Source organism: Solibacillus sp. FSL K6-4121, assembly GCF_038002585.1.
Taxonomy (GTDB): domain Bacteria; phylum Bacillota; class Bacilli; order Bacillales_A; family Planococcaceae; genus Solibacillus; species Solibacillus faecavium.
Window position 1 is genome coordinate 397,948 of record NZ_JBBOCS010000001.1, and the last position, 15,980, is coordinate 413,927.

The 15,980-nt window shown below is 35.0% G+C and carries 15 protein-coding genes; 5 read left to right on the top strand and 10 right to left on the bottom strand.

The annotated features are described in order from the left end of the window. Nucleotides 1–18: 18 nt before the first annotated feature. The 3 genes from MHH95_RS02105 to MHH95_RS02115 form a co-directional block, all read right to left on the bottom strand. Entirely contained in the window at nt 19–495 is a 477-nt protein-coding gene (locus MHH95_RS02105) for a VanZ family protein (protein WP_340726266.1), read from the bottom strand. Nucleotides 496–644: 149 nt separating this feature from the next. Then, the gene (locus MHH95_RS02110) at nt 645–1,388 is read right to left on the bottom strand and encodes an SDR family NAD(P)-dependent oxidoreductase (protein WP_340726267.1); all 744 of its coding nucleotides are present in this window, start codon (nt 1,386–1,388) and stop codon (nt 645–647) included. Between the two features lie 139 nt (nt 1,389–1,527). Continuing rightward, a complete protein-coding gene (locus MHH95_RS02115; protein ID WP_340726268.1) occupies nt 1,528–1,851 on the bottom strand; it encodes an alpha/beta-type small acid-soluble spore protein in 324 nt (107 codons plus the stop codon). Nucleotides 1,852–2,081: 230 nt separating this feature from the next. On the opposite strand from MHH95_RS02115, the gene MHH95_RS02120 reads away from it, so the two are divergent. Then, complete coding sequence (locus tag MHH95_RS02120; protein WP_340726269.1) at nt 2,082–2,804, top strand: DUF421 domain-containing protein; 723 nt, start codon at nt 2,082–2,084, stop codon at nt 2,802–2,804. 117 nt (nt 2,805–2,921) lie between these two features. Here MHH95_RS02120 and MHH95_RS02125 read toward each other — a convergent pair whose 3' ends face one another. The 4 genes from MHH95_RS02125 to MHH95_RS02140 form a co-directional block, all read right to left on the bottom strand. Beyond that, a complete protein-coding gene (locus tag MHH95_RS02125) occupies nt 2,922–4,490 on the bottom strand; it encodes an alkaline phosphatase family protein (RefSeq protein WP_340726270.1) in 1,569 nt (522 codons plus the stop codon). Between the two features lie 152 nt (nt 4,491–4,642). Further along, complete coding sequence (locus tag MHH95_RS02130) at nt 4,643–5,428, bottom strand: CsxC family protein (protein WP_340727290.1); 786 nt, start codon at nt 5,426–5,428, stop codon at nt 4,643–4,645. Between the two features lie 339 nt (nt 5,429–5,767). After that, nucleotides 5,768–7,489 (bottom strand): hypothetical protein, encoded by a 1,722-nt coding sequence (locus tag MHH95_RS02135; protein WP_340726271.1) that lies wholly within the window; start codon nt 7,487–7,489, stop codon nt 5,768–5,770. 125 nt (nt 7,490–7,614) lie between these two features. Beyond that, nucleotides 7,615–8,373 carry a CsxC family protein gene (locus tag MHH95_RS02140; protein WP_340726272.1) on the bottom strand — a complete coding sequence of 253 codons (759 nt, stop codon included), beginning with the start codon at nt 8,371–8,373 and terminating at the stop codon, nt 7,615–7,617. Between the two features lie 155 nt (nt 8,374–8,528). On the opposite strand from MHH95_RS02140, the gene MHH95_RS02145 reads away from it, so the two are divergent. Both MHH95_RS02145 and MHH95_RS02150 read left to right on the top strand, forming a co-directional pair. Further along, nucleotides 8,529–9,716 (top strand): ParM/StbA family protein, encoded by a 1,188-nt coding sequence (locus MHH95_RS02145; RefSeq protein ID WP_340727291.1) that lies wholly within the window; start codon nt 8,529–8,531, stop codon nt 9,714–9,716. 11 nt (nt 9,717–9,727) lie between these two features. Beyond that, the gene (locus MHH95_RS02150) at nt 9,728–10,093 is read left to right on the top strand and encodes a dehydrogenase (RefSeq protein ID WP_340726273.1); all 366 of its coding nucleotides are present in this window, start codon (nt 9,728–9,730) and stop codon (nt 10,091–10,093) included. Between the two features lie 54 nt (nt 10,094–10,147). Here MHH95_RS02150 and MHH95_RS02155 read toward each other — a convergent pair whose 3' ends face one another. Further along, complete coding sequence (locus MHH95_RS02155; RefSeq protein ID WP_340726274.1) at nt 10,148–10,705, bottom strand: CotY/CotZ family spore coat protein; 558 nt, start codon at nt 10,703–10,705, stop codon at nt 10,148–10,150. A gap of 196 nt (nt 10,706–10,901) precedes the next feature. On the opposite strand from MHH95_RS02155, the gene MHH95_RS02160 reads away from it, so the two are divergent. Then, a complete protein-coding gene (locus tag MHH95_RS02160; RefSeq protein WP_340726275.1) occupies nt 10,902–11,531 on the top strand; it encodes a nitroreductase family protein in 630 nt (209 codons plus the stop codon). Nucleotides 11,532–11,782: 251 nt separating this feature from the next. Continuing rightward, nucleotides 11,783–12,211 carry a MarR family winged helix-turn-helix transcriptional regulator gene (locus tag MHH95_RS02165; protein ID WP_340726276.1) on the top strand — a complete coding sequence of 143 codons (429 nt, stop codon included), beginning with the start codon at nt 11,783–11,785 and terminating at the stop codon, nt 12,209–12,211. Between the two features lie 154 nt (nt 12,212–12,365). On the opposite strand, the gene MHH95_RS02170 is transcribed toward MHH95_RS02165, so the two are convergent. Together MHH95_RS02170 and MHH95_RS02175 are read right to left on the bottom strand one after the other, a co-directional pair. Next, the gene (locus tag MHH95_RS02170) at nt 12,366–14,624 is read right to left on the bottom strand and encodes a S9 family peptidase (protein ID WP_340726277.1); all 2,259 of its coding nucleotides are present in this window, start codon (nt 14,622–14,624) and stop codon (nt 12,366–12,368) included. A 350-nt stretch (nt 14,625–14,974) separates the two neighbouring features. Continuing rightward, entirely contained in the window at nt 14,975–15,751 is a 777-nt protein-coding gene (locus MHH95_RS02175) for an SDR family NAD(P)-dependent oxidoreductase (protein ID WP_445682986.1), read from the bottom strand. Nucleotides 15,752–15,980 lie beyond the last annotated feature (229 nt).

The window sequence follows — 15,980 nt, forward strand, 5'->3', positions numbered from 1 at the left end:
ATTTAGATACATCATTTTTCAGTTATACAAAAATAAAATTGCAACTAACAAAAATACCGGTATCCCAATCACAAGTGATAATGCTGAGATTGCACTATGCACCCGATCTTTCGATTTGAACATCGTTTTAAATAGTAGATAAATAACAATACCAATTAATCCGCCCATTGTATTTAACAACAAATCATCTATATCACTAACTCCGCGCTTAAAAATGTATTGCAATACTTCAATTCCAAAACTTGCACCAATAACTACCCATAGTGCTTTCCAAAAGTTGAATTGTTTCAAAAAGTTTGCAGCATAGAGACCTAAAGGAATAAACATAAGAACATTCCCCCAGACATTTAATGTAAGTCCTTTGTCTGTAATCATATCAAAAGGAACTAAATTAACGCTTCTTTTAGCATCCCGCGCAAAAAATACCGTCTCTATTAATAAATAAGCATAGAATAATAATACAATCCAATATGCTATGTTTATGATTTTTTTCATAAGATATTCATTCCTCCTAAACTCCTTCATTTATCATAGCCTGTAAATCTTAAGATAAAACTATTAAAAATCTTAATATTGTTCCTTCCCTTAAAAAGCATAAAAAGAAGCACAATTTCTGTAATAGAAATTGCGCGGATAAATTTTATTTATAAATCAGAAATCATACCACCATCTACTACAAATTGACTTCCTGTCGAATAGCTGGAATCATCAGATGCAAGGTATACAACTAAATTAGAAACTTCTACTACTTCTGCTCTTCTTCTTAAAGGAATATCTTTTTCAAGTTGCTTAAGATATTCTTCCACATCTGGTTGATCGGCCATAGGTGTTTTAATAATTCCCGGGTGTACAGAGTTTACACGGATGTTATATTGGCCAAGCTCTGCAGCAGCACCTTTCGTCATACCGGTTACAGCATGCTTAGAAGCACTATAGGCAATAGCGGTAGGCGCACTTACCAATCCATCTACAGATGAGATATTCACAATAGAGCCTACTCCAGCTTTTTTCATAGAAGGAAGTACTTTTTGCATTCCTAAAAATACGCCAAGCTCATCTACTTTAAATGTTAATTCAAAATCTTTTACAGTTAGTTCTTCCAATGTTTTGAAAATCCCAATTCCTGCATTGTTAACTAACACGTTTATAGGACCGAATGTTTCTTCAGTTTTTGCTACAACCTCTACCCAATTTTCTTCACTAGCCACATCTAATTTAAGAGCGATTACATTTTCTCCTACTTCATCCGCTAGTTTTTTCGCGCCGCCAAAGTTAAGGTCAGTAATTGCTACTTTTGCACCTTCCTCCACAAATTTTCGAACGTGCATGGCACCCATACCTTGTGCTGCTCCTGTTATTATCGCTACTTTACCATCTAATTTCCCCATGTTTTCCTCCAATTTATAATAAAATTTCGAGTACTGTCTCAAAATATTATTTGTAAATGCACTTTTTTTATCCATGTAAAAAAACGAAAAATGCTTAGTTCATATCTAAGCATTTTTCATATACCAATTTTCTTGCCAATTAATTATAAAAGTTACTCTTTGGGGAATCATAATGTCCAGGGATCGGCAGTAAATCTCCGTGGTACTCCTCTGGCCAAGGAAGCATAAGCTGCTTTTTCATAACATCTTCCCTTTTTATTTCTATAGGTACTAATTCTCGTTGCGTCATTTGAACTAATTGCATTTTTCCTAATTCAATAAGTCTTTTAGTCATTTCACCGCCAATTTTTCCGTTCACTCTAGAAGGCAGTTCACCTTTATCGATTAAATCGTAATTATCAATGCCAAACTCCGCTGCTATTTCAAGTTTCATTTGTTCCAGTTTATTTTGTATCTGGGTCATTATCGCACCTCCCTTTTCCATTAATATAAGCAAGTTTTAAAATAATATCCTCAGTTAGTATATGAGATAAATGAGTAACTTTGGTAACTTGCAACTTTGCAAAAATCATCGTAAGTATTGAACTGGATTAAAGAATTTAAAAAGAAGTAATATTAATCAGTTTAAATGGAAAAGTTGATTGTATAGTAGAGCTTTTTTGAAATGAAGAGCTTGGGGAAAGTGGTGTAAAGATGCTTGAATTTATGAAAGATATTCTCATTGTTCTTGTAAGAATACTAACTATTTTACCTTTGCTGTTGTTTACTACCCTATTTATGGGAAAACGAGCAATCGGGGAAATTCCGGTATTTGATTTTTTAATCGTTATTATACTTGGTGCAATAGTAGGAGCTGATATTGCTGACCCTAGTATAGAACACGCCCCGACTTTTGTAGCAATTATATTTATCGGGCTATTTCAAAGGGTTGTTGCAAAATGGAAAATTTCCAATCGGAAAATAGGTAGATTATTAACGCTTGAACCGACCGTAGTTATTCAAAACGGGAAATTTATTGATAATAATCTAAAAAACATCCGCTACTCTATTGATAATATCCTTCAAATGCTTAGAGAAAAAAATGTATTTGATATTAATGAAGTTGAAACAGCCATTATTGAAGCGAATGGATCTTTAAGTTTATTAAAAAAGCCGGAAAAAAACTCCGTGACAAGAGAGGATATGAATATCAGAACATCAAAATCCTCTATGGCCTTTCCAGTTATTATAGAAGGAACAATCTATTCCGAAATATTAGAAGAAGTGAATGTAAATGAAACATGGTTAATACAACAATTATCCGATCAAGGAGTTAACGATATAAGCTCTGTTTTTTTCGCCTCTATAAATCGTGACCTTGAGTTGCATGTTTCTTTAAAAAATGAATTAAATACAGCCCCGCCAATAAAGCACTGATTCACATAAGATGAATACAATAAAAAACGACTTATTCTATTAATGGATAAGCCGTTTTTTATTCATCTCTTTTGTAGGATTAATAATAAAGTTAAAAGGGATCGAAATAGAACATTGTTAAGTATCACCTAATAATTGAAGAATCCACTTTTTCACATCGACAAGGCGATTGGATGGAGGAAAATCATTTGTGCCTGCAACAATCATTGGAACGATTGAATCTACTTTATGAAGAGAACCATGTGCACCACCACCCGCATGATCGTGACTATGCTCTTCTATGAACTCATAGGTAGGCTTGGCATCGACGATAATGACACGTCCCTCTTGTGAATGAAGCGCGCCATGAAGCCTTGCCAGAGCATCTGGGTAATCTTGATAATGAATTTGCCCTTCATTAGTCAGCCTCAAATTTAAGGTGGAAGCATTCCCGGCAATTTGCCACGATTGCCCATAGTCATCAACATACTTGCCATTTGGTGAAAATGTTAATTCCTCTTCACTTACTGGTTTTACAACATAGTTTATTTGCTCATCTTTCCATGCAATAAAGTCAATACGTTCTTCACCTTTTAAATGCCTCACAACTTCTGATATTTGAACCTGTGGATCATTTACATAAATGTATGCCATCCGTTCATTAACTGCGATTGCAAGTTGCCCATCATTCTTTTTCCCTTCCCAAAGCGTATAATTCTTCAACAATTGATTTAAATTAATTAAAGAACTGTCTTTATCTTTACCCACGAAAGATTGACCACTATCACCCAGTACAATCCATGTTACCTTTTGAATGGCTTCCTCCCATGACGTGAAGCTACTTAATATTTCCTGAAGTGCCTGATCTGCTTTTTCTATCCCCTTTAAATCATCCGGTCCATGTTTGTGTATGGAAGCATCCGCATCTGGTAAATAAGCAAGTGTAAAGGGTGGTAACTTCTTTTGTTCTATTAAGTATTTTATCTCCTTAGCTGTAAATTCATTATTGACTCCCAAACGGTTCCATACATATTTATTCCGATTATTCTCTGGATTATATTGAGAAAGCGCTCCAAGTGAAAATAACGTAGGACCATTTATTTCAACTTCTTCTGGTAAAAGATTAGTCATCGCTATGAGCTTTGGGACGTTTAGTTGATGTTCAAAACTTCCACGATATAAGAGACCATTTATCGAAGCTGATGACAGTTTTCGATTCGCAAGCTCTTCATGAATCGTTTGAGCCTCTTTACTTAAATGTTTTTCATTGAGATGAATCACACTATCTTGAGCAACATTTTTCACTCCATTACTCCATATTTCTCGAATTCCGCTTCCATAACTAATCATTCGATTTTCATCCTCTTTATACCAAATCAGCCCAGGGACTTTATGTTGGTCCGGATAAGTGCCGGTTAATAACGTGCTATCGATAGTGACAGACATTGTTGGGTAAGAACTGATCATTTCCTGATTAAAATAGCCATTGTTAATTAAAAACTCGAAGGCAGGTGCTTTTCCTTCTTTCACGGCCTTTTGTAATGGTTTACTCATTAATGAATCAACGACCATTAGCATAATGGGTTTATTGCTTGATTTCACCGAAACATTCTCTAATTCCTTTATTGGAGATACAGAAACTGCTAGTAAAAAACCGGCGCAGGTAACGATAAAAATAATTAACGTAATGCCTATTTTTCGTTTCATGAACTCACCCTCAATACAATTTATCCGTTTAGTATGGTTTGAATTTCGTTAATCAATGTAGATTATCTAAAACTTTATGTAAAATAGATTTCACTATAAAAAAGCACCCAAAATCGTATAAACGACTTTGGATGCTTCTTACATACTAGCGTTTATTCTGCTGCAGGAGGAGTGATACCAGGAAGAAGGTTAGGAACTACTGATACAACGCCACCACCAGGCACGTTAATTTGTTGAACTTGTAATACTTTTAAAGTAAGGTCAAGTACAATTTTTTCACGCAATGTGTGGAAAGATCCATCATGATAAGTGGAGTGCGGTGAAAAATCAAGTTCAAAGAAGTTGGCAGCAAGTAACTCACCGTATGGTTGCTCATTGTATCTCACAAGGTTTTGGAAGAAGTATTTATCCAAACGAGCATCCATTTGAGTTTTTTCATTAACGAAATTAGATTCTGCATTTTCTGAAATACCAAAAATAGGTGGATTTATGAAATCACCAGCTGTTAACTCTGCAAAACCTGAGAATCGAACATTTGCGATTCGATCTTGTAGTGGTGCATTGTAATCTGCTGAAGCATATTCAATATTTTTACGAATATGTCCTCCTACAAATAATTTCGCTCTTGTAACTGTGAAAAAGCCAGTTGTACCAATTGGTGCGAATTCTACTGGTACTAATTTAACTTGATCTAAAAATACATGTTTTTTAACTCTTTTAATCTCCGTAGCTGGTGGATAAAGTGAAATATCTGATTCTACGACAATTTGAAGAGTTCGCTCTGCAAGTACTACTGGAACTTTAAAAGTAGGTGTTGGTAGTGGAGATGTAACTAAAGTTACGTCGGAATCAGTTACAGGAATTTGTTGATTTGATTTGACCCCATGATCCTCCCCTTTGCTTTGACCTTTTCCGTGTTTTGGATAGCTATCCTTCATTGGAAAGCCATCATTACTTGAATAATGTTGATCTGTCATTATCTAAACCCCTTTCAATTTTGTTAGAGTTATTCACTCTACATTCCTAACATATGAACGGATGATTTTAGGACGTAGGCCAGTCAAATAGTCAGATGATTCAATTTCGGAAAACTTTTAGTAATTCATTAAACTTAAGGTCAATCTTTTTCACTCTAATTTTGATTCTAGAAATAAGCTCTTATGGTCTGTAATGAATTATACTTAACTGAAATTCCAAGCTTTTAATGTGTCAAATTAACACATTTTTATGTAGAAAAAGCCTGTCCTCCTTTTCCCCATAAAAAAAGCTACTCCATGTTATTTCGAGTAGCAATCTAGTTCTATATATTGTTCCTGCAAAAAATCAATAGACAATTGAGCAACACCATTCACTTGAAGATGCTTATCTTTTGAATTTAATTCTTGGTGCCAAACAAAATCAGTTTGTTTTAAATGACTATGAATAGGTTCTGAAAATTTATGGTGAGATTCATAATGGAAACTTGATGTATGTTCATTATGAGATTGGAACTGAAATTCATTTTGCCTACTATGAGGGTAATCCGGGACGACTAACCAGTTAATACTTGATGTTTTGGACCACGGAATAGAGACTTTAATTGATTGTATTCTACTTTCCAATCCTTTGTTGCTAAATTCAATATCTGCGACGAATTCACCCTTTAGAAAGACTGTTTTTGAAGGTAATACAACTTTACAATCAAGCGATTGTATGGACCATTCTACTTTCACTATATTTTCGATTGGCCTTAACAATTCAACTGTTTCGACAATATCTATTTCTGTTTCCAATCTAGACAGCAATACTTGCATCTTGACAGTTGCTGGTTTCCTCTTATTAATATTATTAATAAAATCGGTGTCTCTAAAATTTGATAAAGCTTCTATGTCATCAGATTTTTTCTCTTCCAAGCTTGGAAATAAACTGTCTTGCTTTTCTTCCTGCAGCTCATCGCTTTCTGTAAGCATAGTAAAATATTCATCTTCAATAGTTTCAGTAGTTTCAGTCAATACACTAACATCTTCTTCATTCATTTGATTTTCTTGCTTTTTTTCAAGCAATTCATCGCTCTTTTTCCCCTGTGATTCTTCGCCTTCTGTAAGCATGGTGAGAAACTTATCTTCAATAAGGTCGGCAGTTTCAGTCAATTCATTAACATCTTCTTCAAACATGGCGATGTCCTGATTTTCTTCCTGCAATTCATCGCTTTCTGAAAGCATAGTGAGGAATTTTTCTTCAATAGGATCAATAGTTTCATTTAACGTATCCATATTTTCTTGATTCCTGTCACTATACACGTCTTCTTCTTGCATCTCATCATTTTCTAAAAACATGAGGAGCACTTTTTCATCAATTGTATCTTTATTATTGAATGACTTATTATTCTCCTCTTCAGATATTAAATCATTGTTACGTTTATCTAGCTTCGAATGAAATTCAGCAAATAGCATTCTGGAATTTTCGTTTTTTGTTTGAACACTGTTTTCAGTATCCGCATTATTGTTATCAACAGATAATTTATTTTCAGGCATAGATGTGCTTTCCTGTGTAATTAGTGCAGTATCATTATCAAATGGATTTTCTTGATTAGTTGTAAATTCTTCTTGTATAGAAGGCTTATCTTCAAGCATATTAGAAAATTCCTCGAATAAATCGGAAACTACATCTTTCTTGTCCATTTTTTCATTTTCTGTTTTTTTATTTTGATCATTATTAACTATTAACTTATCTATAGGATCTTCATTTAAAGGGTTTTGTATGGAGTCAACTATAGGTGGTGAAAACATAACCGGTTTTGGATCCGTTATGTTTTCTAATTGATTATTTATATAGATGGCGTTTTTTGTTTTATCAGATTGTTTATTTTTTCGACTACGTTGCGTTTTCTTCTCTTCGGATTCTCCCTGATAGTTAAAAGAGAATTGAATGTCCTGGGGGATAGTTTGATTTCTATAATTATCATAAACCTTATTTTGAAATGAGTCGGGGTCTACATATGGATTTCGAAAATTATTCATCGCTTAATGGAAGGAATGCTCATAAACATCCCCTCCTTTCCCCTCCTTTAGAAAAACTAAAATCCCTTTTACTCCATTAAATATACAGTAGTGAAATTTAAAAATTTATCTTGCTGGGTAAGTGCTTAACAATAGTCATCACAATCATCATTTGTTGTTGAGGACACCCGAATTTGCTGATTTTGAAGTACTTTTAACGTTATATCAACGACCATCTTTTCTTCAACTTGAGTAAAGACACCTTCACCAATAGGAGCATTCTTTGGCAAGGCAGCCCGATTAATTGCCTCATCCCATTCAATAATATTACTTGAAACTAACTCGCAAAATGGTAATTCATTGTAATATTGAGTGGAGTTTTGATGAAATTGAGATAGATCACTTGATAGAAATTCATCTTTTTCCGGAAAACCACTTGGCAATGAATCCGAAATCAAAAAGTCGAATTCACTCCGTTTGTTGACTGCAGGCTGAACAGGTTTTCTCAAATAATGTTTAATTTCAGTTACACAGCTAAAAGGAATATCCACCGTTAACGAATTTATACTGGAAGAAATCGTTTTTAAATTACAATCCGGTTCTAAATTTGGGCTCGCGTATTGAATATTTTTTCGTACAAACCCTTTAACGAATAATTTATTCGTTGGTAAAAGTAATCTGCATTGTACTAATTTAATCTGTTTTTTAACATCTTTTATTTCCAAGACATGCGTAGGAAATTTAATACAGGCATCTAAATTTACTTGAAGAGTGAGTTCAGCCAATACAACAGGAACTTTCGTATATATTTTCCCTATACTTACATTGGGTTTATGAGGTTTATTATCACATTCACTTAAGTTTAATGGGAAATCACATACATCGTTTTTTTTATCTTCGTACATCTTGCCCCTCCTAAATTTCAATTAGTGCATCATATGCGGGCTAAATGCCCATCCTTTGGGCTATTGCCTAAAATCATATTAAGCATGAAATTAAATAGTACAGGCACGCATGGGCTATTGCTCTGCATACAATTGAAAGAGAGGTGAGTGAGAAAATGGACGGGAAAAACTTTCTTGCGGTTGATTGCGGGAATAGCTGGTATAAAGCTTTGTCATCCGATGACGGATATTATTTGGATTACCAGCTACCAAATGCAATCTCTTTATATGATGAAGGGTTCTATGAAAAACCTTATGATGAAGGAGATATTAAATTTGAAGAAAATCTTATCATTGAACTCAAGAGCCATGCCATTATCGACAAAAGGGAAATCTACTATATTGGTAAGGCAGCCACTAAACAACGCGATGTAAGTTTAACCGGATTTAATAATCAAAAAGTGGACGAAGATCGTACTTATATTCTCTTATTTGGTCTAGCTGCATTTCACGCTATTTGCACAAATCCTAACGAAACTGAAATACACTATCACATTGATCAACTAGCCGTATCACTGCCAACTACTCAATATAAGGAAATGAAAGATAAGTTTAGACAACGCTTAATCGGAACACATACAGTAATTTTTCATAAGGTACCAGGTATTGCAGAACCGAAAGAATTAACAGTTAAATTGTATGTGGAAGATGTCATTATCGGTGCGGAAGGTGCTTGTGCTTATCTTGGATTAACACGAGATCAAGAAACGCTGGTAATCAAAGATGATGATCTAGTGAAGGACTCACAGAAAGGGATTATTATTGGCGATCTAGGTGGAGATTCTGTTGATTTTGTTGGAATTAAGAATAATAAACCAGTTGCTTCTGTAGAAGGAGAAACATTTGGCATCAATCAATTTCTCGATAATATTATTCAAAAGGTAAGTAAAAATGAATTATATAAATTTGATTCACGTGCGGAATTAGAAGAAAAACTGGCTGCAGGACAATCAGAATGGTATGTGGAGCCTTTCGCAGGTGTTAGAAAAGATATAAGTAAATATATTATTCCTCAATTAAAATCCATGGCCATAAAGTACTTGGAATACTTTGACCGTGTTAGAAGCAGTTCAAGCGAGATTAAAGGAGCTACGCGATATATTGCAGTCGGGGGTGCAGCCAAACTAGCAAAGAAGCAAATCCAGGAAGTTGCTGTTCGCTGGGCTGATAGAGGACGACCAATCCAATTAACATTCCCTGAAAATATGGAAAAATTAAATGTTCAAGGCTTGATGATTCTTGCAAAAATGAAGCAAATAAAAATAGAACAAGAAAATGAAAACCTCCTCTCCACGAGAAGTTAGAGGTGATGGAAATGGCTAAATTATATACAGATTACTTTAATCATACAGCACTAACGGTTCCATCACATTTTATTGATGTTAAAAATGGTGAAACAGTGGAGGTTTCAACAGAAATCTTCAATCAAATTGAATACCATACCGAAAATCAGACCCTCATTCATTTAGTATTATCAGCTCTTACTGAATATTTTCACCCAAATAAAAAAAGGGAATCAAATAAAGATATATTAATGGAATTAGCCGAAATCAAACAAATGTTGCAGGGTAATCAATTAAATAAAGCCTATGTAAGCATTCCAAAGAAAAGTGCACAGCCAAAAACAACCGAATTAGATTTAAAGGAAGTTGATGATATTCTGGAGGTTTTTGGAGGATAAATAATATAGGTGAACTTGAGGGGGAGTTCACCTATTATAAGACCATAAAGGATTCTATAGTCGTACAGCAGGCAATGTTGAAATGGCACAGAAGCAGGATAAATCAACAGTGATGCAAATCCCTGTTTTCATTAGATCGTCAACATACTGATGATTGATTTGATCACAAGGGCTATGGAGCTTTCCGCATCGGTCTCTTTTTGGTTTAAATGTTAGAAGTTCCAATTCAGCGCAATTGCCTTTTAACTCCCTAATTTTGAAAACAAAGCTAGTAATACATACGAACTTCTTATCCTTCAATCCTACCGGACAAGCAGCTACCCCTTCCGCTTTAAATGGCGAACATCCACAATACAAAATAAATGGGATTGTATTTTTATTAAACTTTTTAGGCTCTTCTAAAAGTTCTTCAAATGATTCATCACAGGAAGAACACTTCTTCTCATGTTCTTTCTCAACTTTTCTTTGCGCTTTTAAAATTGCTTCAAGAACTTCTTCGACACAAGCCCCTTTATTTTTTCCGTTATGGCAGTTACCTTTGCAATGTCCTTCTTCTTTATGAGTTGGAAAATACTCCTCATCATAATGACTCTCTTTTTCAAGGTTATACATGTTCTTCACTCCTCATAAATTATCGTTATTCTTTTTATCATATGGAATGATAAAGCATTGTGCTTGAACACTTTGCCTATTAGAACGGAGCAAATTACACTATCACAAAATTACCTACCAAACACATGACTTGTCAATCGTTGACCAATCAACTATAATGAATCCGATTCCAATTCTAACAAAAAGGGTGAAATATATGTTACAACAAAAAACAGCTTTAGAAAAATTAATGGAAGAACGTAAATCAGTACGTAAATATGAGCCTGGTGTTACAATTCCTCGCGAAAAAATTCAACATATTTTAGAACAGGCAACATCCGCTCCATCATCGAGTAACTTACAGCCTTGGCGCTTCCTAGTTATTGATGATCCAGAGCAAAAGAAAGAATTACGCACTGCCGGATTTAATCAGGAGCAAATCGAAACATCATCAGCAATTATTGCGGTAATCGGCGATATTGAAATGTATAAAAACGCTAAGCAAATTAACGATTTAAATGTTGAGTTGGGCTATATGCCACGTGAGATTGCCGATATAATGATTTCCAATTCTGAAGCCGCGTATAGCAATTTTTCTGATGCTGAACGCAGTAATATTGCCCATTTAGATTCAGGTTTAATTTCTATGCAAATAGTACTTTTAGCGAAGGATATGGGCTATGATACAGTAATAATGGGCGGCTTCGATAAAGCAGCCTTTGCTAAAAAATATGAACTGCCTGCTAATGAGCTGCCGATGATTTTAATTGCTATCGGAAAGGCTGCTATGCCAGCTCGTAATTCATCACGATTACCAATCGAACAAATCCTTCATTTTTCTAGCTAAATGAATTAGAGGCAGCTTTCATATGACAGGTTATTGATCTATATCACTAAATCATTCATCATATCTTCGTTTGATTTTTATTATGCTTTATCCAAATGAACAGACATGCTACCATATAGGCATCAGAGAAATGTCCAGAGACGTATATAATTAGATATCTAAAAGTTATTCTTTCTATAATTATGACCGAGTTCAAACATAAGTTTTTGGTTAACGCAAAACGAAGAGTATTCAATGTAGGGAGGGTTAGTATGGAAGTTTGTTTGGACGATAAAAAACAAATGATTATGATGTTAAAAAGATTAGATCGTCATGTAACACAAATTTTTGAAAAAAGAACAGAAGTTAGTTTGACGAGATATGAAATTTTAGTTTCTTTGGTAAAAAAAGGTAGTGTTACACAAAAGGTACTACAAGAATCACTGGCGATCGATCAATCGGCAATTACACGTCATTTAAAGCTACTTGAAGAACAGCAGTATGTTGAACGAAAACGTAATGAAAAAAACAACCGTGAAGTACTTGTAACAATTTCTGATAAAGGACGAACATTATTAGAAGGATGTACAATGTTTAAAGATCAATTTTTAAATGATCTTTACGATGATTTTTCAGACAGCGAATTACAGCAACTTAAGCAATTCCTTACACGCTTGAATGAAAATGTAGATAAGCTTTAATTTTATCTATATAAGAAAGGCTGTGCCTAAATCCACTCAAATCTGGATTTTTGGCACAGCTATTTTTTCGTGTATTAAACTCCAGCAAGCCACCGCATTATAATGTCTTGAGTGCTGAGCGTAGAATTATTAATACTAATCGTTTATTTATAGTTTACTTTAAATATTCCGCAAAGAAGTCTACCATTGCCTTATAGAATTCGATACGATTTTCTTCGTTTGCAAAACCATGACCTTCATTGTCTTTTACCATATAATCTACTTCCACACCTCTATCTTTAAGTGCTTGTACGATTTGGTCCGATTCTTGTTTTTTCACACGAGGATCATTCGCCCCTTGCGCTACAAATAAAGGTGTTTTAATTTTATCAACATGGAATACCGGTGAAACAGATTCTAACAATTCCTTATCCTTTTCAGGATGACCTACTCGCTCATAGAACATGTTACGTTGTGTTTCCCAATATGGTGGGATTGTTTCTAAGAGTGTAAAGATATTTGAAACCCCTACATAGTCAACTGCTGCTGCATATAAGTCAGGAGTAAATGTAATACCTGCCAATGTCGCATAGCCACCAAAGGAAGCACCGTAAATACCGATTTTCTCTTCATCAGCAATACCTAAATCAATTGCCCATTGTACCCCATCTGTAATATCATCCTGGATTTTTAATCCCCATTGCTTGTTGCCCGCTTCAAGGAATTCTTTACCGTAACCTGTTGATGATCTAAAGTTCACTTGAAGTACTGCATAGCCTTGATTTGCTAATAACTGTACTTCATTATTAAAGCCCCACATATCTCGAGCCCATGGACCCCCATGTGGAATAACAACTAACGGTAAATCTTTAGCTGTTTTGTTATTTGGTAATGTTAAATAACCATGTATTATTAGGCCATCTCTCGCTTCATAGGAAATAGAATGCATCTTCGCTAAATTACTAGAATCCAACCATGAACCTAACTCTGCTAATAATGTCATTGTATCTGTTTCAGCATCATAATAATAATACTTTCCATACACAGTATCACTTGAAACACTTACAATAAATTTAGTCATTTCCTTATTGTAATCGTTAATCCCAAATTCACTTGCACTTACTCCAAGTTGTTCTTTCATTTTATTGAAAAGATTTTCAAACTCGTTATCAAAGAAATTATAGTGAACTTTATCTGTGATATACGTAGCATAAAGGAGTTGATCTTTTGTTGAGCTGTATAGTGCCCCTGCAATATCTACATTTGGATTTGAGAAAACAACTTCTTCTTTACCTTGTAAATCATATTTTACTAGTTCCGTTTTATCTCGGCCCTTATCGGATACTGCATAAATGAATTGATTATCTTGAGAAAACCCTAATGGTGATACTGTTTCACCAGCATCAATAGAGATAAACGGCTGGAACTCATCTTCTTCTGTTTCACGATATAAAACAACGCCTACTACACCGTCAGATGCTACAGCCATACGGATTTGCCCATTGCTATCAGGAATCCAGCTTAAAATATTTCCTGGGTTTTTAGCTACTAATTTCGTTTCACCCGTTTTTACGTTTAATTTGTAAACGTCAAATACAGTTGCATCTTCTTTGTTCATCATGATTAAAATTTCATCTTCAACATCTTTCAAATAATCGATAGGTAGTACAACAACATTTGGATACGGCGTTAAATCTTTTTCTTCTGCACCGTTAAATGAAGACGAGTAAATGTGATAGTTTTCGTCTCCCCCATTATCCTTTAAATAATACATATTATTATCTTTCCAGAAAAGCCCTGCTATATCTCGATCTGTTGTACTTGTTACTCGCACAGGCTCACTCTCGTCACCCATTTTCTTTACAAATACATTTAAGCGACTTTCCCATTCAGCCGCGTAAGCGATATATTGACCATCTGGAGATAATTGATAACCTAAACTACCAGGATTTCGCATAAAATCTTCGACAGAGATTTCTTGTGCCCCTGTGTTATCAATATCTTTGTTTTGATAGTCTTTTGCATTATTAAACAGTTTTAAAACCTTTGTTTTTGTTATCTGCTGTAAATCTGTAATACCTTTAAATAAGCCTAGTTTTTCCGCTGTTTTTTTATAATCAGCAAGCGATTCCTCATTAGTTTCTGCACCAAGCACTTTTACTAAAATAAATGCCGCTTGTTCTTCCGTAATGTAGTCGCTTGTATTTTCGAACTGATAATCACCAAGCCAATTTTCAATGACTTCTGCTCTCATATAGTCCGAAGCATGCTGAAATGTTAGAGCCGTGACAGCTTCTTCAAGAAAAGCTTCAATGGTTACATGTGATTCTTGACTTGTAGCTACCTCAGTTGTTGAATCGTTTGCTAAAGCTGAAAATGGTAACGAAATTAATAATGCTACCGTTAACATAACTGATAAAAAGCTTTTTTTCACAATATTCCCTCCTTAATTATTATAAGTTTAATCATAGCGCACATAAGTTAAATGAATAACATATATTTAAAATTATTCATTATTTTTACATATTTTAAAATTAAAGTTCCATAATCATACAAATTTATGAAACCCATTTTATAGTACAAACGTATATACTAATTTACTCTAATGATAACAACTAGTAGATGTCCATGTGAGTTGGTTTGATCTATTATTTACTACCTTTTAAGCTATAAAAGCCCCCAATCGCAAAATCCCACGATAGAGAGCTGAATCATTCATTTATTTACTAAAATCATCATTACCAACCTTTGATTGTTGTTTTCATTGTAGAATGTGGAGTTTCTTTAATCCGCCTGCATCCCACCGTCTATATTATAGAGAGAGCCAGTGACAAATGAAGCTTGGTCGGACGCCAAGAAAGACACAATTTGCGCGACCTCACGAGGGGAACCAAATCTCCTAAGCGGAATTCCCTGCCGAATGGCTGCACCGGCAGCATCAGGCTGATCAGGAGAAATATTTGTTTGGATATCAGTTAGCATTTGCGTGTCAATAGCTGCTGGTGCCACGGCATTTACACGAATACCACTTGCCGCTGCCTCTAAAGCGGCCGTTTTCGTTAGACCCGCGACTGCATGTTTAGATGCGATATAGCCAGCCATCCCAGCCGAGCCGATATATGCTGCATTAGAAGCTGTATTAATAATCGAACCATATCCCTGCTTTTCCATTTGGCGTATGACATGCTTCATACCAAGAAATACACCCGTTACATTAATCTTCAGCAATAAATCAAATTGAGCCTGCTCCAAATCCTTGATCATTGTGAAAGGGCCACTAATCCCGGCATTATTAAAGAACACGTCGATGGAGCCGAACTGTTCAACTGTTTCCTGCACATAGCGCTCAACATCATGCTCGTTCGTCACATCTGCTACAATTGTGTATAGTTGGCCATGTTCTGCTGCCTGCAGCGATTCCACTGCACCAGCAAGCGCCTCCTGTTTTAAATCGACTAATACAACTGTAGCTCCCTGCTCTAAAAACAATTCCGCCGTCGCCTTCCCGATACCGCCTGCCCCACCTGTTATCAATACAACCTGCTTTGTCAAACTCTTCACCCTTTCTTTTAGTAAAATCCTCACAGTGAAAATATATTCGAAAATATAAAATAAATGAGTTAAGCAGAATAATAGAGTTAATTCAACAATATTATTAAGTGATTGGTACGATTTGTCGGATTCTATTAACTAAGCAAGAGCGCTACCACCTACATAAATATAACTGGCGGGCCAATACGGTTTCCTAAAAGGTAGATTCTTCTTTATTCTGCCGTTGTCATTCATATAT